This window comes from Nonomuraea sp. NPDC050783 (assembly GCF_040802095.1).
In the GTDB taxonomy this organism is placed as follows: domain Bacteria; phylum Actinomycetota; class Actinomycetes; order Streptosporangiales; family Streptosporangiaceae; genus Nonomuraea.
This window is the reverse complement of sequence record NZ_JBFAHK010000013.1, coordinates 93816-114686: the sequence shown is the minus strand read 5'-3', so window position 1 is coordinate 114686 and position 20871 is coordinate 93816. Positions and strand designations below refer to the sequence as shown.

Annotated in this window: 17 protein-coding genes; 8 read left to right on the top strand and 9 right to left on the bottom strand. The window is 73.5% G+C overall.

The features are described from left to right. Nucleotides 1-44: 44 nt before the first annotated feature. Both AB0H75_RS30785 and AB0H75_RS30780 read right to left on the bottom strand, forming a co-directional pair. Nucleotides 45-1211 (bottom strand): sugar ABC transporter substrate-binding protein, encoded by a 1167-nt coding sequence (locus AB0H75_RS30785; protein WP_367802293.1) that lies wholly within the window; start codon nt 1209-1211, stop codon nt 45-47. Between the two features lie 52 nt (nt 1212-1263). Beyond that, complete coding sequence (locus AB0H75_RS30780; RefSeq protein WP_367802291.1) at nt 1264-2469, bottom strand: aldose epimerase family protein; 1206 nt, start codon at nt 2467-2469, stop codon at nt 1264-1266. 697 nt (nt 2470-3166) lie between these two features. On the opposite strand from AB0H75_RS30780, the gene AB0H75_RS30775 reads away from it, so the two are divergent. Then, nucleotides 3167-4726: an alpha-L-arabinofuranosidase B gene (locus tag AB0H75_RS30775; RefSeq protein WP_367802289.1), complete on the top strand. Its 1560-nt coding sequence runs from the start codon at nt 3167-3169 to the stop codon at nt 4724-4726. Between the two features lie 55 nt (nt 4727-4781). Beyond that, a complete protein-coding gene (ligA, locus tag AB0H75_RS30770) occupies nt 4782-6944 on the top strand; it encodes an NAD-dependent DNA ligase LigA (RefSeq protein WP_367802287.1) in 2163 nt (720 codons plus the stop codon). Nucleotides 6945-6961: 17 nt separating this feature from the next. Here ligA and AB0H75_RS30765 read toward each other — a convergent pair whose 3' ends face one another. From AB0H75_RS30765 to AB0H75_RS30755, 3 genes are all read right to left on the bottom strand, one after another. Next, nucleotides 6962-7366, bottom strand: a complete 405-nt coding sequence (locus AB0H75_RS30765; RefSeq protein ID WP_367802285.1) for a helix-turn-helix domain-containing protein — start codon at nt 7364-7366, stop codon at nt 6962-6964. 161 nt (nt 7367-7527) lie between these two features. Beyond that, entirely contained in the window at nt 7528-8955 is a 1428-nt protein-coding gene (locus AB0H75_RS30760) for a DHA2 family efflux MFS transporter permease subunit (protein ID WP_367802283.1), read from the bottom strand. Beyond that, complete coding sequence (locus AB0H75_RS30755) at nt 8952-9482, bottom strand: PadR family transcriptional regulator (RefSeq protein ID WP_367802281.1); 531 nt, start codon at nt 9480-9482, stop codon at nt 8952-8954. The genes AB0H75_RS30760 and AB0H75_RS30755 overlap by 4 nt, the downstream gene beginning before the upstream one ends. A 106-nt stretch (nt 9483-9588) precedes the next feature. Here AB0H75_RS30755 and AB0H75_RS30750 point away from each other — a divergent pair, with 106 nt between their 5' ends. The 3 genes from AB0H75_RS30750 (at nt 9589) to AB0H75_RS30740 (ending at nt 12775) form a co-directional block, all read left to right on the top strand. Beyond that, complete coding sequence (locus AB0H75_RS30750; RefSeq protein ID WP_367802279.1) at nt 9589-10470, top strand: GNAT family N-acetyltransferase; 882 nt, start codon at nt 9589-9591, stop codon at nt 10468-10470. Nucleotides 10471-10483: 13 nt separating this feature from the next. Then, entirely contained in the window at nt 10484-11239 is a 756-nt protein-coding gene (locus AB0H75_RS30745; RefSeq protein WP_367802277.1) for a phosphotransferase enzyme family protein, read from the top strand. Nucleotides 11240-11488: 249 nt separating this feature from the next. Next, nucleotides 11489-12775 (top strand): pectate lyase, encoded by a 1287-nt coding sequence (locus AB0H75_RS30740; protein WP_367802275.1) that lies wholly within the window; start codon nt 11489-11491, stop codon nt 12773-12775. Nucleotides 12776-12801: 26 nt separating this feature from the next. Here the strand turns inward: AB0H75_RS30740 and AB0H75_RS30735 are convergent, their stop codons facing one another. Beyond that, the gene (locus AB0H75_RS30735; protein ID WP_367802273.1) at nt 12802-13449 is read right to left on the bottom strand and encodes a TetR family transcriptional regulator; all 648 of its coding nucleotides are present in this window, start codon (nt 13447-13449) and stop codon (nt 12802-12804) included. Nucleotides 13450-13537: 88 nt separating this feature from the next. On the opposite strand from AB0H75_RS30735, the gene AB0H75_RS30730 reads away from it, so the two are divergent. Both AB0H75_RS30730 and AB0H75_RS30725 read left to right on the top strand, forming a co-directional pair. Then, nucleotides 13538-14752: an MFS transporter gene (locus AB0H75_RS30730; RefSeq protein WP_367802271.1), complete on the top strand. Its 1215-nt coding sequence runs from the start codon at nt 13538-13540 to the stop codon at nt 14750-14752. A 94-nt stretch (nt 14753-14846) separates the two neighbouring features. Beyond that, nucleotides 14847-16721 carry an ABC transporter ATP-binding protein gene (locus AB0H75_RS30725; protein WP_367802269.1) on the top strand — a complete coding sequence of 625 codons (1875 nt, stop codon included), beginning with the start codon at nt 14847-14849 and terminating at the stop codon, nt 16719-16721. A 31-nt stretch (nt 16722-16752) separates the two neighbouring features. Here the strand turns inward: AB0H75_RS30725 and AB0H75_RS30720 are convergent, their stop codons facing one another. The 3 genes from AB0H75_RS30720 to AB0H75_RS30710 all read right to left on the bottom strand — a co-directional run bounded on the left by AB0H75_RS30720 (nt 16753) and on the right by AB0H75_RS30710 (nt 19176). Further along, nucleotides 16753-17757 carry a TerC/Alx family metal homeostasis membrane protein gene (locus tag AB0H75_RS30720; RefSeq protein ID WP_367802267.1) on the bottom strand — a complete coding sequence of 335 codons (1005 nt, stop codon included), beginning with the start codon at nt 17755-17757 and terminating at the stop codon, nt 16753-16755. Between the two features lie 204 nt (nt 17758-17961). Beyond that, nucleotides 17962-18390: an SPW repeat protein gene (locus AB0H75_RS30715; RefSeq protein ID WP_367802265.1), complete on the bottom strand. Its 429-nt coding sequence runs from the start codon at nt 18388-18390 to the stop codon at nt 17962-17964. A gap of 96 nt (nt 18391-18486) precedes the next feature. Continuing rightward, complete coding sequence (locus AB0H75_RS30710; RefSeq protein ID WP_367802698.1) at nt 18487-19176, bottom strand: DUF1345 domain-containing protein; 690 nt, start codon at nt 19174-19176, stop codon at nt 18487-18489. Between the two features lie 250 nt (nt 19177-19426). On the opposite strand from AB0H75_RS30710, the gene AB0H75_RS30705 reads away from it, so the two are divergent. Beyond that, nucleotides 19427-20866, top strand: a complete 1440-nt coding sequence (locus AB0H75_RS30705) for an alkaline phosphatase PhoX (RefSeq protein WP_367802263.1) — start codon at nt 19427-19429, stop codon at nt 20864-20866. The last annotated feature ends 5 nt before the right edge of the window (nt 20867-20871 follow it).

Here is a 20871-nt window from a genome sequence, read left to right as displayed (position 1 = left end):
ACGGCCCGCGCCGCACGCGGGGCGCGAGCCGTACGGACGGCCGGTTACGTGGCGTGGGCGATGGGCCCGGACCGCTCGATCAGCTTCTGGGCGGTGTCGGAGCCCTCGAAGCGGGTCTTGGTGGTCTGGTACGGCCCCACGTTGTCCTTCGTCACGAACAGCAGGCCGGTGTTGGTCTCCGAGGGGAACAGCAGCCCGCCGCTGAGCTTGTACAGGTAGAGGTAGACGACCGGCAGGAAGCCCTGCAGGTACGGCTGCTGGTCGATGGTGTAGTCGAGGTCGCCGTTCTTGATGCCCGCCAGCGTCTCCGGCACCAGGTCGAAGCCGCCGGCCACCTTCAGCCCCTTGGAGCGCAGGTTGTACTTCCTGGCGATCTGCCCCACGGCCTGCGTGGAGCCGGCGTCCACGGCGAGCATCCCGGCCAGGCCGGGGTGGCCCTGGGCGTACGCGTCGATGATCGACAGGCCCTTGGTGACGTCGGCGTTCGTGCCGACCGAGCTGAACTTGATCGCCTTGCCGGAGTCCTTGAACGCCTGCGCGGCGCCGTCGATGCGCGGCTGGATGTTCAGCGCGCCCGGAGTGGCGATGAACCCGACGACCTCGCCGGAGTCCACCTGTTGCAGGGCCCGCTGCCCGAGGGCGTACCCCGACTCGTACAGCCCCTGGCCGACGTAGGCCAGCCGGCTGGAGCCCTTGTCCTCGCGGGCCCCGTCGGCGTTGTACGACACCACCGGGATGCCCGCGTCCAGCGCCCGGTCGATCGGCCCCTTGAAGGCGGACTTGTCCACGACCGCCACCGCCAGCCCGTCGGCCTTGCCGGAGATGGCGCTGTTGGTGGCGTTGACCATCTCGGCCACGATCGAGTCCTTGGACCCGGTCCACTGGAACGTGGCGCCGAGCAGCGCGCACGCGTCCTGGGCGCCGTACTGGGTGGGGGTGAAGAACGGGTTGGTGGTGACGTGGCAGACGAAGACGAACTTCCACTTGGGCGTGGCCGGGAAGTCGCCGGCTCCGGCGCCGCCCGCCGCCGCGGTGCCGCCCGAGGCGGCGGGCGTGCTCCCCCCGGAGTTCCCGCTGCACGCGCTGAGCAGCGCGGCCGCGGCGGCCGAGGCGCTGGCCAGCCCCGCGCCGGTCAGCAGGCGGCGCCGCGCGACCCGGTTGAGGTTGAGCGTGTCGAGGGCCTCCTCGACCTTCGGATGGATGTCTTTCATGATCCTCCCTCGGGGGATCCGCGGGGACGGAGGTGGGCGTGGCGCGAGGGTGTCACTCCGTGGAGAAGGCGTAGAGCGTGGTGGTCCGGTACACCTCACCCGGCCGCAGGACGGTCGAGGGGAAGGTGGCGTGGTTGGGGGAGTCCGGGAAGTGCTGGGACTCCAGGCAGAAGCCGGAACGCTTCGGGTAGAGGTGGCCGCCGGTGCCGCGCAGCGTGCCGTCGAGGAAGTTGCCCGAGTAGAACTGCAGGCCGGGCTGGTCGGTGACGACCTCCAGCACCCGCCCGCTGTCCGGCTCGACGACCTTGGCCGCCAGGCTGAGGCCCCGGCCGCGGCTGTCGAGGACGTAGTTGTGGTCGTAGCCGCCGCCGTACCGGATCTGCTGGTTCTTGCTGTTGACGCGGGCGCCGACGGCGGTGGGCCGGCGGAAGTCCAGCGGTGTCCCGGCCAGGCGGGCGATCTTGCCGGTGGGGATGAGCGTCTTGTCGATCGGCGTGTAGCGGGAGGCGTTGATCTGGAGGCGGTGGCCGAGGATCGTGCCGTTGCCCTCGCCGCGCAGGTTGAAGTAGGCGTGGTTGGTGAGGTTGACGACCGTGGGCCTGGTGGTGGTGGCGCGGTAGTCCATCCGGATCTCGTTGCGGTCGGTCAGCGTGTAGACGACCCTGGCGCGCAGCGTCCCCGGGTAGTGCTCCTCGCCGGCGCGGCTGGTGTAGGTGAGCACGAGGCCCACGCCGCCGCGCCGCTGGAACGGGCTGGCCGCCCACACCCGCTTGTCGAAGCCCTTGTTCCCGCCGTGCAGGGCGTTGGGGCCGTCGTTGGTGGCCAGCCGGTACGTCCGGCCGTCGAGGGTGAAGCGGCCCTTGGCGATGCGGTTGGCGTAGCGGCCGATGATGGCGCCGAAGTACGGGCTCCGCTTGACGTAGTCGGACAGGTTGTCGAAGCCGAGCGTGACGTTGGCGAGCCTGCCGCGGCTGTCGGGCACCTCGATCGACTGGATGATGCCGCCGTAGGTGAGGATTCTCACCCGCATGCCGCGCGCGTTGCGCAGCGTGTAGATGTCCACCTTCTGCCCGCCGGCCAGCGTGCCGAAGTGTTTCTTGGTGATGCCCGGCCGGCCGGTGGCCGCCTGGGCGTCCCGCGCGGCGGCGGCCGCCGGGGGCGTGGCCACCAGGCTCAGCGCCAGGGCGACCACGGCCACGAGCACGACCCTGACGGCGGAAGCGGGGCTGGTTGCGGTGCTGCGGGTGCTGCTGGGCATGGACGAACTCCCTTCGGGGGCGCTGATCTGGGGTTGTTAGCGCTAACCTCCGAACGCGGCGCGAGCGGACGGCCGTCCCTGGGCGGAGCCCGGCAGGTCAGAGAGCGGCGTGTCCCCGCATCGAGCGAACACCCGGCCCGCGCCGTCCCGCCGGTCCGGGACGCCTGTCACCGGCGTGTACCACGAGGATCCGTCGCACTCTCATCGGCGACCTCCCGTTGGCTCGTCACAGTCTGCGGATCAGGTGCTGACGGGGACCGGATGGCACGATCGCGACCGGCGCCGGCCCGCGAGAGGAGAGTGCGTCACGGCCGAAGGGCCGGGCGCGTTCGGCGGGGCGGGCGCCTCGGGGCCGGGTCCAGTCACCCTGAACTCTCCTTCTCCTGGCCCCGATGGGAGAAACGCTAGGCGCAGCCATCCCGCGAGTCAACGGCCGTGCGGCGACCGGATCCGCCCGCGGGCGGGCGCCGAAACCTTGACGTGACCTGTCCGGCGGACTCATAGTGAAGCCCGTCAACCCAGAAGTCAGCGGTAGGGAGGTTGAACAGTACAGCAAAATGTTAGCGCTAACATCAACAATTCCCCTTTTACCCGCCGCGAACCCGCAGGCCGGAACGGGTGCCGTCGCACGCCTCGCGCCCCCCGTATCGAAGATCCCCGGCATTCGCGGCCACCCCCGGAAAGGCGGAGGACGACCATGAGAACCCGGTCCGGATTCCGGTCTGTCAGGAAAGCCGTCCCCATCGCGGGCGCGGCCGTCGCGCTCGCCGCCGCCCTGCTGACCGGCGCCACGCCGTCGCAGGCCGCGGCCTCGCAACCCTGCGACCTCTACGCCGCAGGCGGCACCCCGTGCGTGGCGGCGCACAGCACGACCCGCGCCCTCTACGGCGCCTACAGCGGCCCTCTCTACCAGGTGCGCCGCGCCTCCGACAACGCCACCCGCGACATCGGCCCGCTCAGCGCCGGCGGCACCGCCGACGCCGCCGCCCAGGACTCCTTCTGCGCCGGCACGACCTGCCTGATCACGATCATCTACGACCAGTCCGGCCGCAACAACCGCCTCACCCAGGCACCTCCGGGCGGCTTCGCCGGCCCCGCCCCCGGCGGCTACGACAACCTCGCCGACGCCACCCTCGCCCCGACCATGATCGGCGGCCACAAGGCCTACGGCGTCTACGTCGCCCCCGGCACCGGCTACCGCAACAACGCCACCAACGGCGTCGCCCGCGGCGACCAGCCCGAAGGCATGTACGCCGTCTTCGACGGCACTCACTACAACGGCGGCTGCTGCTTCGACTACGGCAACGCCGAGACCAACAGCCGCGACAACGGCAACGGCACCATGGAGGCCATCTACTTCGGCAACATCAAGGTCTGGGGCTACGGCACCGGCAACGGCCCCTGGGTCATGGCCGACCTGGAGAACGGCCTGTTCTCCGGCGTGAACCCGGGCTACAACGCCAACGACCCGACCGTCAGCCACCGCTTCCTGACCGCGATCATCAAGGGCGAGCCCAACCACTGGGCCATCAGGGCCGGCAACGCCCAGTCCGGGAGCCTGTCCACCTACTACAACGGGCCCCGGCCGAACGTCGCCGGCTACAACCCGATGAAGAAGGAGGGCGCCATCATCCTGGGCATCGGCGGCGACAACAGCCACGGCTCGGCCGGCACGTTCTACGAGGGCGTGATGACCACCGGCTATCCGAGCGACGCCACCGAGAACGCGGTCCAGGACAACATCGTCGCCGCCGGGTACGCGCCGTACTCGGGCGGCTCGTCCGGGACGCTCACCCCGGGCGCGGCGGTCTCGCTGCGCGCGACCACGGCCTGCTGCACCACCCGCTACATCCGGCACCAGAACAACAACGCGGTCACCTCGGTGATCACCTCGTCCAGCTCCGCGGTGGACAAGAGCGACGCCACCTGGGTGGTGCGCAACGGCCTGTCCAACAGCTCGTGCGTGTCGTTCGAGTCGCGGAACTACCCGGGCCGCTACCTGCGGCACAGCAACTACCAGCTCTACCTCAACGCCGACGACGGCAGCGCGCTGTTCAGGGCCGACGCGACGTTCTGCGCGGAGGCCGGCAGGAACGGCCAGGGCACCTCGCTCGCCTCGGCCAACTACCCGGCCCGCTACCTGCGCCACTACAACAACACGCTGTACATCGCCAGCAACGGCGGCTCCAACGCCTTCGACAGCGCCACCTCGTGGAGCGACGACGTGAGCTGGATCGTCACCCCGCCCTGGGCGTGAGCGGCGGCACGCGGCTGGGGGGTGAATTGTCGGTCATATCCGGCATTGTGGGGTCATGACCGAGACACCCCCCTTCACCGCCATCGACGACGCGGAAGCCTACGCCGAGGCCGTGCGGCGCGCCGTCGACGCGGCCGCCGCCTACTACGCCGACGGCACCTCCGCCCTCGACGACGACGTCTACGACCGCCTGGTCCGCGGCATCCAGGCGTACGAGGAGACCCATCCCGAGGAGGTGCTGCCGTTCTCGCCCACCGGCAAGGTGGCCGGCGGCGCCGTCACCGGCGACGTGCCGCACACGCTGCCCATGCTCAGCCTGGACAACGTGTTCGGCCCGCAGCAGCTCGCCGACTGGGCGGCCGGGCTGGAGCGCCGGCTGGGCCGCCCGGTGACGGCGTGGAGCGTGGAGCCCAAGCTGGACGGGCTCGCCATCTCGGCCCGCTACCGCCGCGGCCGGCTGGCGCAGCTCGTCACGCGGGGCGACGGGCTGGCGGGCGAGGACGTCTCGCACTCCATCGGCTGCGTGGCCGGCCTGCCGGACCGGCTCGCCGACCCTGTCACGGTGGAGCTGCGCGGCGAGGTCATGATGACGGCCGAGCAGTTCGCGGCGGCCTGCGCCGCCCGGCAGGCGCACGACGGCACCACCTTCGCCAACCCGCGCAGCGCCGCCGCGGGCTGGCTGCGGACGCGGGAACGGCCGTACGCGTGCGAGCTGACCTTCTTCGGCTACGCCGTCGTCCCGCCGCCCGGCGACGACTCCGAGCCGGCCACCCGCCTGCGCGAGCTGCCGCACAGCCAGGTCATGGACTGGGTGGCCGCGCAGGGCGTGCGGACCACCGCCGGCACGCCGGTCGCCGGGATCGTCGCCGGCGACCTGGAGCGGGTGCGCGAGCGCATCGAGGAGATCGCCGGGCTCCGGGCGGAGCTGCCGTTCGGCATCGACGGGATCGTCGTCAAGTGCGACCTGGCGGCCGACCAGGCCGACGCCGGGTCCGGCACGCGCGCCCCGCGCTGGGCCGTCGCCTACAAGCTGCCCGCCACCCAGAAGATCACCAAGCTGGTCGGCGTGGAGTGGAACACCGGCCGCACCGGCGTCATCGCCCCGCGCGCCGTGCTGGAGCCGGTCGAGCTGGACGGCAGCCTCGTCACCTACGCCACCCTGCACAACCCCGCCGACATCGCCCGCCGCGGCCTCATGCTCGGCGACAGCGTCACCGTCTACAAGGCGGGCGACGTGATCCCCCGCGTGGAGGCGCCGCTCGTGCACCTGCGCACCGGCGAGGAGCGGCCGATCCCCGTCCCGGAGGTCTGCCCGTCCTGCGGGGACGCCATCGACGCCTCCCAGGAGCGCTGGCGGTGCGTGCGCGGCCGGGCCTGCCGGGCCATCGCCTCCATCGTCTACGCCGCCGGTCGCGACCAGCTCGACATCGAGGGCCTGGCCGAGAACCGCATCAGGCAGATGCTGGAGGCCGGCCTCATCGCCGACTTCGCCGACCTGTTCTTCCTCACCCGCGAGCAGCTCCTGGGCCTGGAGCGGATGGGCGCCACCAGCACCGACAACCTCCTGGCCGCCCTCGACACGGCCAGGAACCGGCCGCTGAGCAGGGTGTTCGCCGCGCTCGGCGTACGCGGCACCGGCCGGGCGATGAGCCGGCGCATCGCCCGCCACTTCGCCACCATGGACGCCGTCCGCGCGGCCGACGCCGCGGCGATCCAGCAGGTGGAGGGCATGGGGCCGGAGAAGGCGCCGGTCGTGGTGGCCGAGCTGGCCGAGCTCGCCCCGCTCATCGACAAGCTCGTCGCCGCCGGGGTGAACATGACCGAGCCCGGCGCCGTCCCGCCCGCCACCGAGCCGCCTGCCGGGACGCCCGCCACCGGGACGCCCGCCACCGGGTCACCCGCCGGGACGCCCGCCGCCGGCGCACCCGCCGGGACGACCGCCGCCGAGCCTCCGGCCCCGGCCGTGGAGCTGCCGCTCGCCTCGATGTCGGTCGTGGTGACCGGCGCGATGACCGGCCCGCTCGCGGCGCTGTCGCGCAACCAGGTCAACGAGCTGATCGAGCGGGCCGGCGGCAGGGCGTCCTCCAGCGTGTCGCCCAGGACGTCGCTGCTGGTGGCGGGGGAGAAGGCCGGCTCCAAGCGGGCCAAGGCCGAGAGCCTGGGCATCGAGATCGTCACCCCGGAGGACTTCGCCACCAGGGTCGGTGCCTTCCTGTGACGCCGCGCCGCGGCCGGTCAGCGTTGCCCCGCCCTGGCCGCGCCAGGCCCTCCAGCGGCCGGGGGTCCTACGTACAGCAGCATGACCCGCGGCGCGGCGGGCCTCCCCGCGGCGGCCCCCGCCAGGACGGCCCGCTCCGCCGCGTCCAGGTCCAGCGCCCGCGCCAGCAGGCGTACGGACGTGACGCGCGGGCGCCGCAGCTCGCCCGCCTCCAGCCGGCGGACGGTGCGCACGTTGAGCCCCGCCCGCTCCGCCACCTCCTCCTGGGTCAGCAGGGACCGCTCCCGCCAGGCCCGCAGCAGCGCCCCCAGCACCGGTTCCGCTCCCGTGGGAGCCGGGCCCGGGCCGCCGCGCCCGCCGGGCGGCACGACCTCCTCCGCCTCGGCCGGATCGGCCACGATGATGCTCGCCAGCACCTGCATAGGCTCTCTCCTTCACCCGATCGCCGGATCTCGCCCGGCCGCCCCCACTCTTCGGCGCGCACGGCCACGCGGCAACGACGCCGCTCCCGCCTGTCCTGATCCCTGCGATCGCTGGCCGATTTCGCCCGAGCCCGCCTCTCGCCCGCCTCCCGCCCGCCGGCTCACGGGGCCGCGCGCCGCTCGGCTGCGGCGGGCCCGGGAGCGGGTCCCGCGCGGCGCAGCCATACCGCGCAGAACGCGCCCAAGGCGGCCACGGCGGCCAGAACCAGCACCGTCTCGTGGAACGCGGTGAGCGCCGAACCGGTGGCCGTGCCGCGCGCGGCGAAGAAGGTGGTGAGCAGGGCGATCCCGAACGACCCGGCGAGCCGCTGCGCCACGCTGAACAGCGTGTTGCCGTCCGGGACACGCTCAGGGGCCAGCCCGCCGAGCAGGGCGAGCACGAGCGGCTGGCTGGTGAGACCGACCGCGAGCCCACGCCCGCACAGCACCAGCGTGGTCAGCCAGATCGGCGCACCGGCGGTGAGCGCGGCCATCGCGCCGGTCGTCAGGGCCAGGAGGAGCATGCCGGCGACGACGGCGGCGCGGACCGAGGAACGTTCGACGATCTTCTCGCCGAGCGGGGCGGACAGCCCCATGGCCAGCCCCTGCGGCAGGAGCGCCAGCCCGGCGGCGGCGGCCGGACGGTGCTGGATGCTCTGCAGGTAGAGCGGCACGAGGAACAGCACGGCGTACAGCACGACGCCGGAGACCATGCACAGGCCGAGGGTGAGCGCCCGCCCCGGATCGCGTACCAGGTCCAGGTCGAGCGCCGCGGCGGAGCGGGCGCGGGTCCACCAGGCGACGTAGCAGGCGAGCAGGGCCAGGCCCGCCGGCCACCACGGGTTGGACCAGCCCTGCCCGCCGGCCTCCTGCACGCCGTAGGTGACCATGCCGAGGCCGGTGGCGAGCAAGGCCAGCCCGGGCAGGTCCGGACGGGTGCCGGGGCGGGGCGGCGTGCCGAGCCCGGCCCGGTGGGCGGCGAGCGCACCGGGCAGCGCGGCGAGGCCGACCGGCAGGTTGACGAGGAAGATCGAGCGCCAGCCGTAGGCGCCGATCAGCAGCCCGCCGAGCGAGGCGCCGAGGGCGGGGGCGGCGAAGAGGACGAGCGCCGCCGTGATCGGCACGTTGCCGCGCCGCCCTCCTTCGGCCACTCCGCCGCGCCCGATGAGCAATCCGACCGCGAGCGGCACCAGAGGGGCTCCGGCCAGTCCCTGCACCGCCCGGAACGCGATCAGCGCGCCGGCGCCCGGCGCGAGCGCGCAGGCCAGCGAGGAGATCACGAACAGGACCAGGCCGCCGATGTACGCGGGGAGGAGGCCGAAGCGCCGGGCCAGGAACGGGGTGAGGGCCAGCCCGAGCGCCATGGCGAGCAGGTAGCCGCTGATCGTCCACTGGACGGTGCCGATCGGCCGGCCGAGCTCGCCGGCCAGGTCAGGGACGGCGACGTTGACCGCCGAGGAGTCCACCATGGACAGGGCCGGGCCGGCGATCAGCCCGAGCGAGATCGGTAAGGTCACCTTCTGGCCGGCGGGCGCCGGGGACGCGGTCATCCGCCCGCCTGCTCGTCCGCCCGGCCGACCGCCGTCTCCAGCTCGGCCAGCCAGGCCAGCTCCAGGCGGTGCTTGTCGATGTTCAGCCGGAGGACCCGCAGGCCCCACGGGTGGTGCCCGGCTCCGGCGGCGAGCTCCTCCTGGGCCGCCAGCGAGTGCTCCAGGAACGCCCGGCGGGCCTCGATGATCCGGCGCCTGTCGGCGTCCTCCATCAGGTCGAAATGGCCGACCCTGACCTGGAACTCCTCCTCCTTGGCCAAGCTCGCGGGATCGACGTCGCGCAGGAGCGCGAGCAGCCGCGCGCGGCCCTCGCCGGTGATCCGGTAGACGGTGCGTGGCGGCCGGCCGGGAGAGGTCTCCTCGGCCACCTTCTCGATCTCGCCGCGCTGCTCGAACCTGCGCAGCCGGGGATAGAGCGTGTTGTTGTTGAGCAGGCCGCCGGTGGCGCGCTCCACGTACTTCTTGATGTCGTAGCCGTGCTTCGGCTCGCTCAGGAGGCTGCGCAGGATCACAATGTCGGAGTACATACGATTAAAGTAACCTATGTTAGGTTAATCTATAACCCTCGCGCGCCACGGCTCCTGGCCGGTAAAGGTGATGCCGGAGGCGTCCCCGCACGGCATGATCGGGCGCATGGCCACACACATGCGCGCGTACCGGCATCCCGATGACCTCCGCCGCCTGCAGGAGCTCGCGAGCGGGCTCTGGTCGTGGGCGAGCCAGTACCACGTGGGGGACCTGGCCTGGGGGCGGCGGCAGCACCTGGGCAGGGAGGTCGAGTGGCCGACCGCGTTGTGGGAGGAGGACGGCCGGGTCGTGGCCTGGGCGTGGGTCCAGCAGCCCGGCTTCCTGAGCCTGCAGGCCGACCCGGCGCGGCCCGAGCTGGTCGACGCCGCGCTCGCGTGGGCCCGCGCCACGGCCACCGGCGAGTCGCTGACGGTCCTCGTCCTGGAGCACGAGAAGCACGTCGTGGCCGGGCTGGAGCGGCACGGCTACGCCAGGGACGACTCCGAGCCGTTCCACCACTACCTGCGCCGCCCGCTCGCCGCGCTCCCCGCGCCGCCGCCGCTGCCCGAGGGCTTCGTCATCCGCCCGATCCAGGACGAGAGCGACGCGGCCCGCCGGGCGGCCGTCCACCAGCGCGCCTGGCACCCCTCCCGGGTCACCGAGGACAGCTACCGGTCGGTCATGCGCGCCTGGCCCTACCGCCCCGGCCTCGACTGGGTGGCGCAGGGGCCGGACGGGGAGTTCGCCGCCTCCTGCCTCGTCTGGCTCGACGAGCGCCACCGCGTCGGCGAGCTGGAGCCGGTCGGCACCGCGCCGGGCTTCCGCCGGGCGGGCCTGGCCCGGGCGGTCTGCCTGGCCGCCCTGGCCGCCCTGCGACGGGCCGGCGCGGAGCACGCCATCGTCTACCCCGTCCAGGGCCACCCGGCCCACCCGGGCGCCCTGCCGCTCTACACCTCCCTCGGCTTCACCCCGTACGGCCGCACCCACACCTACCGGTCATCCCGCTGAGAAAGGCGGCGCCGTGGACGAGGACCTGGTCGCGTTCCTGCGGGAGGCGTTCGGCTGGCACGGCGAGATCGCGGCCGCCCCGGGCCCACGGGGCGCGCTGGGCCGGATCTGGCGCCTGGAGACCGGGGGAGCCCGCTACGCGCTCAAGGAGATCTTCGCCGAGCCGCCGTCCGGCGCGGTCATCGAGGCGGAGCTGGCGTTCTCCCGCCTGGCCGCCCGGGCGGGCGTGCGCATGCCCGCCTCGTACGCCGACCGCGACGGGCGCCACCTGCTCACCGCGCCCGACGGCACCTGGTTGCGGCTGTACGAATGGATGGACCTGAGACCGGCCCAGCTCGCGGCACCGGCCACGCCGGGGGAGGTGGGCGCGTTGCTCGCGCGCCTGCACCGGTGCGCGCCCACCACCGCCGAGGAGCCGGGCGGCGGCCCGCCCGACCACTGGTACGACCGGGTCCCGCCGGTCGCCGACTGGCCGGAGCCTCCGGCGGCGGGTCCGCCCTGGACGGGGCGGCTGGCCGAGGTGCTGGCCGCGCTGCCCGAGCTGTGCGCGCCCCTCGGCCCGGCCGATCCGGCCACGCTCGTCCTCTGTCACCGCGACCTGCACCCGGAGAACGTCCTGGCCGCGATCCTGCTCGATCCGGCGGCCGAGCCGCGGCACCGGGAGTGGGCCACGGGCGAGATCGGCGAGAGCCTGCGTCTCCTGCCGGGGCCCCGGCAACTGGACGAGGTGCTGAGGGTGGTCCGCGGCCGGAGAAAGCGCGGGAGATGAAACTTTCATCGGCGCGGCGGGGTGGCGGGGCTCTCGCGGCAGCGCGGTGACCTGGGGGAACGCCAGGCGGTCCACTGGTTGCTGCGTCGTGGCCCGGGCACTTGCAGGGGTTGCGCAGGGGGATCTTCACCCTCGGGGCGGGGCGTGCTTGACTGGGCCGCATCTGGGAAAGCGCTTACCCAATCATCGCCCGTCCACCGGGCCCTGCTCCGGCACGCCCGGAACCACTCACGCTCACACGGAGTTCACGTGCGCAAGAACCAGCCCTCGGGACGGCGGCTGGCGGTCGTGCTGGCCGCCGGTGCCCTGGCCGCGGGCGGCCTGGTGGCCGTGCTCGACAGCCCGGCCTCGGCCGCCCCGTCCAACGGCGCCTACCAGCTGGTCAACGCCGGCAGCGGCCTGTGCGCCGCCGTCCCCGGCGCCGCCACCGGCGACGGCGTGCAACTGACCCAGACCACCTGCGCCCAGACCCCCGGCCAGATCTTCACCCTCACCGCCACCGGCTCGGCCTACCGCCTCACCGCCCAGCACAGCGGCAAATGCACCGGCATCCGCGACGCCTCCACCAGCGCCGGCAAAGCCGTCCAGCAAGAAACCTGCACCGGCGCCACCTCCCAAACCTGGCACCTGACCACCAACGCCGGCACCTACCGCATCGCCAACACCAACAGCGGCAAATGCCTCAACGTCAAAGACAACGCCACCACCACCGGCGCCCCGCTCCAGCAGAACTCCTGCGACTCCGCCACCACCAAACAATGGACCCTGCGCCCCACCGGCAGCGAACCCACCACCACCCCGACCTCCACCCCCACCGCCACCCCCACCGCCACCCCCACGATCACCCCGACGGGCGGCGGCGGTGACGGCAGCGGCGCGTGGCCGACCGCCACGGGCAGCGTCAAGCTCAGCTCGACGCAGCGGGTCACCACCTTCGACGGCGGCATGAAGAGCTACTACGGCATCGGCGACGGCGGCCAGAGCGAGAGCCAGGACCCGATGTTCGAGGTGGCCAACGGCGGCACGATCCAGAACGTGATCATCGACGCCCCGGCGGGCGACGGCATCCACTGCCTGGGCTCGTGCACCATCCGCAACGTGTGGTGGAACGACGTCGGCGAGGACGCCGCCACCTTCCTGAGCTCCAGCTCCTCGGCCACCTACCTGGTGGACGGCGGCGGCGCCAAGTCCGCCTCGGACAAGGTCTTCCAGCACAACGGCGCCGGCACGGTCACCATCAGGAACTTCCAGGTGCACAACGCCGGCAAGCTGTACCGGGCGTGCGGCAACTGCTCCACCTCCTACCAGCGGCACGTGGTCATGAACGGCGTCACCGCCCGCTCCACCAAGGTGCTGGCCGGGATCAACACCAACTGGGGCGACACCGCCCGCTTCAGCCGGATCACCGTCTACGGCAGCGCCACGATCTGCGAGAAGTACAAGGGCGTGCCGAAGGGCAGCGAGCCCACCAAGATCGGTGAAGGCGCGGACGGCGTCAACTGCATCTACTCCTCCTCCGACATCACCTACCGGTAGGACGTGATCGCGGCGCCGGGGCGGACCTACCGCTCCGGCGCCGCGCCCGTGTTCCCGGAGCCCGTGTTCGCCGAGCCCGTCTTGCCGGAGCCCGGCGAGGGCTTCAGCGCGGCGGTGACGAAGGCGGCGAGCTGCTCGCGCAGCGCGTCGTGGTCGTCGGCCGCCGGCCCCAGGATGATGCGCCCGAGCTGCGGCATCATCGACGGGAACAGCGCGAGCCCGGTCAGCGTGAACAGCAGCCGCGCCGTCGCCGCGGACGGCTGCTCGCCCATGCCCTCGGCCAGCGACGCGGTCTTGCGCGCGCACCGCTCCACGCGCGCCTCCTGCCCGGCCAGCAGCTCCTGCCCCCGGTAGTTGAGCGCCTCCCACATCAGCAGCCGCACCAGGTCGGGGTGCGTGTGGTAGTAGTCCGACAGCCTGGCCACGTAGTCGGCGGGGTCGGCGCCGGGCAGCGCGATCTGGGCGGTCAGGTCGTCGAGCGCCTCCTTGATGACCGCGTCGAACAGCTTCTCCTTGTTGCCGAAGTGGCCGTAGATGCGCTCCTTGTTGACGCCGGCGCGCTCGGCGATGCGGTCCACCCGCGCGCCGGCCACGCCGTACGCGGCGAACTCCTCGCGGGCGGCCTCCAGCAGCGCGGTGCGGGTGGCGGCGGTCGAGACCTTTGATGCTGCCATGCGGATCATCATAGCCCAGCCAACAAGTTGGTTGGATTCCAACTGAACGGTTGACGTCCAACTGGTTGGTTGGCTACTGTCTCGGATCATGACACTCACCGTGAATCGCCCCGCCGGGCCCGCCGGGCCCGCCGCCCACGCCCGGCCCGAGCACGCGCCGTTCGGCCGCACGCTCGTCGCCTTCGTGCTGACCGCCGTGCTGGTCAGCGGCCAGCTCTACATCGTGATCCCGCTCCTGCACGACATGGCGGCCGGCTGGCACGCCTCGGCCGGCGCGCTGACCTGGCTGGTGACGGCGTTCGGCGCCGGCTACGGGGTGGGGTTCCTGGTGTTCGGCCCGCTGTCCGACCGTTACGGGCGCCGCCGCCTGCTGCTGATCGGCCTACCGCTCGCCGCCGTGACGAGCGCGCTGGTCGCGGTGAGCCCCAACGTGGAGACGGCGCTGGCGTTGCGGGCGGTGCAGGGGGTGGCCGTGGCCATGTTCCCGCCCGCGGGGCTGGCGTACGTGGCCGAGCGGCTCGACCCGCGCCGCCGGGTGGCCGCGATCGCCGCTGTGACCGCCGCGTTCCTCGCCTCGGCGGTCGTGTTGCAGGTCGCCGCCCAGCTGCTGGTGGACGTGACCGGCTGGCGGGGGTTGTTCCTGCTGTCGGCGGCCGGGTTCCTGCTGGCGGCCCTGGGCGTGCGCGCGGTCATGCTGCCCGACCTGCCGCGCGAGCGGGGCGGATCGTTGCTCTCGCCCTACCGCGCCGTCCCCGGCCTGCTGCTCGACCCCGTGCTGGCGCTGCGCTACCTGGCGACCGTCCTGCTGATGGCCGCGTTCGTGGCCGTCTACACCGGGCTGCAGATCCACGGTGGCACCTCGCCCGCCGGGCTGCTCGCGCTGCGCGCGTCCGGGCTGCCGGTGATCGTGCTCGTGCCCGTGGTCATGCCGTGGCTGGCCCGCCTGTCCGGTCCCGCCCGCGCGGCGGCGTTCCTGGCCGTCGCCGCCGCCGCGCTGGCCGCGATCGGCGGGACCGGCGCCGCGGGAACGGCGCTGGTGCTCCTGCTGGCCCTGTACGTCGCCGCCATCACCGGCGGCCTGCCCAGCATGAACGAGGCCATCTCGGCCCGCGCCGGGCAGGCCCGCGGCACGGCGCTGGCGCTGTTCTCCTTCGCCCTCGCCGTGGGCGGCAGCGCCGGCCCCCAGCTCGCCGCGCTCTTCGACGGCTTCACGCCGCTCGCGTACGGGCTGGCGGCCGGGATGGCCGTCGCGGCCCTGGCCGTCCTGGCCTCGGCCCGCGCGGGCCGGCCCCGCAGGTCGTGAGGCCGGCCCCGGCGCCCGCCCGGCGGAAAACCATTCGCTCCGCCGCGGGCGCTGGGGCAGCATGGCGAAGGCGGCGTCGCATTCGGGAGGGCGGATGACTGTGCTCGGATCACCCACGGGCTCCGGAGACCACCCATCCCCTCGCAAATCGGCCGTCCTGCTGGCGTTGCGGCTCTACTGGGGCGAGCTGCGCCGCCAGTGGCCGATCGCGATCCCCGCCCTGACGCTGCCGGCCGCCGGCAACATCTGCCTGTACTACCTGGCGCCGCTGGCGGTGGCGGGGCTCGTCGGGCGGCTGGCCGGCGGCGCGGACGGCTCCGTCCAGGCGCTGCTGCCCTACGTGCTCGGCTTCGCGGCGATGCTGCTGGCGGGCGAGGCGCTGTGGCGGGTGGGGCTGCACTTCCTCAACCGCGCCGACGCCCGCGGCATCGAGCGGCTCGGCGCCGTCGGCATGGACGAGCTGCTGGCCAAGGACGCCGCGTTCTTCCACGACAACTTCGCCGGCTCCCTGACCAAGCGGGTGCTGGGGTTCTCCTCCAGGTTCGAGGACTTCGTCGACACCCTCACCTTCTCGATCATGGCCAAGGTGGTGCCGCTGGGCTTCGCCTCGGTCGTGCTGTGGCGCTACCACCCGCTGCTGGTCCTGGTGCTCGTGGGCCTCATCGCGGTCACCGGCCTCCTCGTCGCCCCGCTCATCCGCCGCCGCCAGGCGCTGGTCGACCGGCGCGAGGCCGCCAAGGTGCTGGTGTCGGGGCACGTCGCCGACGTGCTGTCCAACATGGACACGGTCCGCGCGTTCGCCGCCGAGGACCGCGAGGCCACCGAGCACCGCGTCCGGCTCGCCGAGCAGCAGCGGGCCACCCTGCGCTCCTGGGACTACGGCAACCTGCGGGTCGACACCGTCGTCGCCCCGCTGTCGGTCCTGACCAGCGCCGTGGGCCTGCTGCTCGCCGTGGCGCTGCGCGGCGGGCTGGGCGTGGAGGCGATCGTGGTGACGTTCACCTACTACACGAACACGATCAGCATCATGTTCGAGTTCAACCAGATCTACCGCCGCGTCGAGAGCGTGCTCACCGAGGCCGCCCAGTTCACCGAGCTGCTGCTGGAGCCGCCGACCGTGGTGGATCCGCCCGAGCCGCAGCCGCTGCGCCCGGCCGACGCGGGCGTCCGCTTCGAGCGGGTGCGCTTCGCCTACTCCGACGGGCGGCCCCTGTTCGAGGACCTCGACCTCGACATCCCCAGCGGCACCAGGATCGGCCTGGTCGGCCAGTCCGGCGGCGGCAAGACCACGCTCACCCGGCTGCTGCTGCGCCTCATGGACGTCGACGGCGGCCGCATCCTCGTCGGCGGCCAGGACATCGCCCGGCTGCGCCAGGCCGACCTGCGCAGCCTCATCGCGTACGTCCCGCAGGAGCCGGCCATGTTCCACCGGACGATCCGCGAGAACATCGCCTTCGCCCGGCCGGGCGCCACCGAGGCCGAGATCCTGCGGGCCGCGCGGGCGGCGCACGTGACGGAGTTCGTCGAGACCCTGCCCGACGGGTTCGACACGCTGGTCGGCGAGCGCGGCGTCAAGCTGTCCGGCGGGCAGCGGCAGCGCGTCGCGCTGGCCCGCGCCATCCTGCGCGACAGCCCGATCCTGCTGCTGGACGAGGCCACGAGCGCCCTCGACTCCGAGAGCGAGATCCTGGTCCAGGAGGCCCTGTGGCGGCTGATGCAGGACCGCACGGCGATCGTGGTGGCCCACCGGCTGAGCACCGTGGTCCGGATGGACCGGCTGGTCGTGCTCAACCGGGGGCGCGTCGTGGAGCAGGGCACCCACAACGAGCTGCTGCGGGCCGGGGGCCCCTACGCCCGGCTGTGGAGCCATCAGTCCGGCGGCTTCCTGGCCGACGACGACAGCCCTGACGACCCGGAGGCCCCGGACGCGCCGCAGCCCGCCGCGGCCACCGGCTCGCACGCCACCTGACGGGCCGCTCGGGCTCCGGTGGGCAGGCCGCTCAGGTTCCGGCGGACGGCGGCTGCCCGGCCCGTTCGGCCCGCAGGCTGGTGACGGTGACGGTGAACAGCACCGTGACGATGACGCCCAGCGAGGCCAGGGTGGGGATCTCCGGCACCCACGCCCAGATGCCGTGCGCCCAGTGCAGCACCAGCTTGACCCCGATGAAGGCCAGGATGACGGCCAGGCCGTAGTTGAGGTGGCGCAGCCGGGCCAGCGCGCCGCGCAGCACGAAGTACAGCGCCCGCAGGCCCAGCAGGGCGAAGGCGTTCGTGGCGAAGACGATGAACGGGTCGTCGGTCACCCCGTACACGGCGGGCACGGAGTCCACGGCGAAGACGATGTCGGTGGCGAACACCGCCACGGTGGTCAGCGCCAGCGGCGTGACCGCCCGCCGGCCGCCCTCCCGCACCACGAGCCGGAAGCCCTGGTAGCGGGGCGAGACCGGCACGAGGCGGCGCAGCAGCCGGACGCTGCGCATGGAGTCGATGTCCACCGCGTGCGCCTCGCCCTTGCGGGCCTCCCGCAGCACCTTCCCGGCGGTCACCACGAGGACCGCCCCGAACAGCAGGAACGCCCACGTGCCGCTCTGCAGCGCCGCCGCCCCGAGCGCGATGAAGACCGCGCGCAGCACCAGCGCCCCGACGATCCCGTACAGCAGCACCCGCTGGGTCAGCTCGGCCGGCACCGCGAAGGCGGCCAGGAGCAGCATGAACACGAACAGGTTGTCCACCGACAGCGACTTCTCCACCACCCACCCGGTGAAGAACTCGACCGCCACGCCCGCGTCGAAGGCCGCCCACAGGTAGCCGCCGAACGCCACCGGCAGCACCAGGTAGAACACCGACCAGCCGGCCGCCTCGCGCATGCCGACCTCGTGCGGGCGCCGGGTCAGGACGATGTCGATCGCCAGCAGCAGGAGCAGGGCGGCGACGGTGACCGCCCAGAGGGTGAAGGACGCGATGCTGCCCTGCACGGGGGCAGCCGACAACGATCCCAGGGACAAGGAGACCTCCTCGAACGTGACTCAACCGTTCGAGGTCTCCTTCACCCGGCTGCCGGGCGGCCGTCCGGGGACGCTCAGGTACGTCCGTACTGACCGGATCGGCGCTTGGGAAGTACTCCCCTCGCCATCGCAGAGCCTAGACCAGATCAGGACATACCTGAACCTCCGATCAAGGACAGGATGCCGTGACCGGCCTCGCCAGGCTCAGCGGGCGTGCCAGCCGCTCGCGGCGAGCCCGCCGGCCGCCAGGCCCATCAGGACGATCCAGATGCCGACGACCACGTTCGTCCAGACGGCCGCGGACGGGGCCGCGCCGCCGTACATGACCCAGGGCGAGATGATCGTCCAGACGCCGATGACCGGCGTGACCCAGCTCAGCCCGTGGGTGCGCCCGTACGCCGCGGCGAAGCCCACGGCGAGGGCCGCCACCGCGAGCCCGGTGACCAGGTTGCTGACCGTCAGCCTGGACAGGCCGGCGAACCGCGCCACCCAGGGCGAGATCGCCAGATAGAGCCCGGCGAGGAGGGCGAGCCCGTCGAGCGCCTGGAAACCGCTCCGGCAGGCCGCCTCGTCGTAGCGCTGCCGGGTCTCCGCCATGCCGGGACGGATCCGCGTCCCCGCTGCTCGGACCATCGTGCACCACCTTCCTGAAGTGCCCGGACAGGGTGCCTCACCGCCCCCATACCCCCTCTGACGGGCCTATTCAAAGCAGGACGCGAGGGCTCGCCCTCACCGGCCCAGGCCGGCGACCAGGTTGATGGTGAGGGCCACGATGACGGTGCCGAACAGGTACGACAGCAGAGCCTGGCGCAGCACCGCCGAGCGGAAGGCGGGGGCGCGCAGCTCGGTGTCGGAGACCTGGAACGTCATCCCCACGGTGAAGGCCAGGTAGGCGAAGTCCGCGAAGCGGGGCCGGGCGGCCGGGTCGGCGTCGTGGAAGTCCACGCCGCCGCCCACCCCGCCGCCCGCCCCGCCACCGGTCCCGCCGCCCGTCCCGTCGCCGCCGGAGTAGTACATGCGGGCGTAGCGCAGCGTGAAGACGGTGTGCACGACCGCCCACGAGACGATCACGCTGGCCACCCCGAGCCCCACGTGCAGCACCAGCTCCTCCGGCGTGTCGGCCTGGACGATCAGGTTGCCGACGGCCGCCAGGCTGGCCACCGCGGCGATCAGCACCGCCACGTCGGCGCCCGCGCGGCTCGGGTCCTCCCGGATGACGGCGGCGGCGGTGCCGGGGCCGTCGAGGCGGGCGATCCGCCACCAGGTGAGCGCCAGGAACACCAGCGCGGCCACGTCCCAGAAGACCAGCGGCACGAAGGGCAGCGGGACGAAGGCCGCCGACCCGGCCATGACGGCCACCCCGGCGGCGGCGGCGAGCTCCGCGGTCCGCCGCGCCGCCGCGCCGATGAGCCCGGACATCCGCCCCACCAGGAGATCCTTCCCTAGCCCGCCCCGGGCTCCAGGCTAACCCGGAGCCGCCCGCCCGGGCGGGACGCCGGTGTCCTGGAGGACAGTCCTGCCTGCCCGCGTGCGCCCGTCCCGGCACTCCGACGTGCTCACCCGCGGCCGGCGTGCCGGGCGGGCCGTGGCGGGTGCTGGCCGGGGCGTCCTTTTCGTGGCGCAATGGCCGTACAGGCACCCGTTCGTGCCGCGCTGGAGGCGATGTCCCATGTCCTCACCCGTTTCCCGCCGCTCCTTCCTCGGCCGCACCGCCGCCGGCGGTCTCGGCATCGCCCTCGCCGGCAGCGTCGAGGCGATCGCGGGGCCCGCCGCCTTCGCCGCCGGGCGGTCCCCTGCCGGGTACGGCCCGCTGGTCCCGGACCCGGCCGGGGTGCTGGCGCTACCGGCCGGCTTCTCGTACCGGATCGTCGCCGAGTCGGGCGTGACGCTGCTGGAGAGCGGCGAGCCGACCCCGAGCGACCCCGACGGCACCGCCTGCTTCAGCCGCCCCGGAGGCCACCCCGGCGGCCGTACCGGCGGCGCCGTCACGCTGGTCAACAACCACGAGGTCGGCAGCGACGAGCCGTACCGGGTGCCGGTGCTGCCCGGCCTCACCTACGACCCCGGCGCCGGCGGCGGCACCACGAACATCGACGTGGACGCCCGCGGCGCCCGGATCCGCGAGTACGTCAGCCTGGCCGGCACCCACAACAACTGCGCCGGCGGGAAGACCCCCTGGAACACCTGGCTGACCTGCGAGGAGACCGAGCAGCGGGCCGGCGGGGCGTTCCAGCGGGACCACGGGTACGTCTTCGAGGTGGACCCGTTCGACCGGCGGGCCAACCAGGACCCCGTGCCGCTGAGGTTCCTCGGCCGCTACGCGCACGAGGCCGTCGCGGTGGACCCGCGCACCTCGGCTGTCTACCTCACCGAGGACGCCACCGCCCCGCACGGCCTGCTCTACCGCTGGACGCCCCCGGACGGCTTCCGCGGCGGCAAGGGCGCCCTGCGCGCGCTGGCGTCGGCGGCGGGCGGCGCCACGGCGGGCACGCTGGAGGCCATGACCTGCCACCGGGACGGCGGCGGCCACGTCGCCGACCTGTGCGAGGCGACCGAGCCCGGCACCCGGTACCGGGTGCGCTGGACGCCGGTGCCCGACCGCGACGCCCGCGAGCAGTCCGTCCGCGTGCAGCTCCCGGACGAGCGCGTCACCCGCAGCCGCAAGCTGGAGGGCGCCTGGTGGGGCGACGGCGGGGCGTACGTCGTGGCCAGCTTCGCCCGCCACGACGACGGCAGCGCCAACGAGCACGACGGCCAGGTCTGGTTCTACGACCCGCGCAGCCGGACGATCACCCTCAAGGTGCTCTTCGGCGTCAACCCCACGCCCGACCAGGAGGGCCCCTTCGACGGCCCGGACAACATCAGCGTCTCCCCGTACGGCGGGATCATCGTCGCCGAGGACGGCGAGGGCCTCCAGCACCTGGTGGGCGTGACGGACCGGGGGGAGACGTACCCGATCGCGCGCAACGAGATGGGCGGCGGCGAGTTCACCGGCCCGACCTTCGGCCCGGATCCCGGCAGGGGCGCCCGCTTCCTGTTCGCCTGCGTCCAGAGCCCCGGGCACGTCTTCGCCATCACCGGCCCCTGGCGGCGCGACGAGCGGGAGTGAGCCCT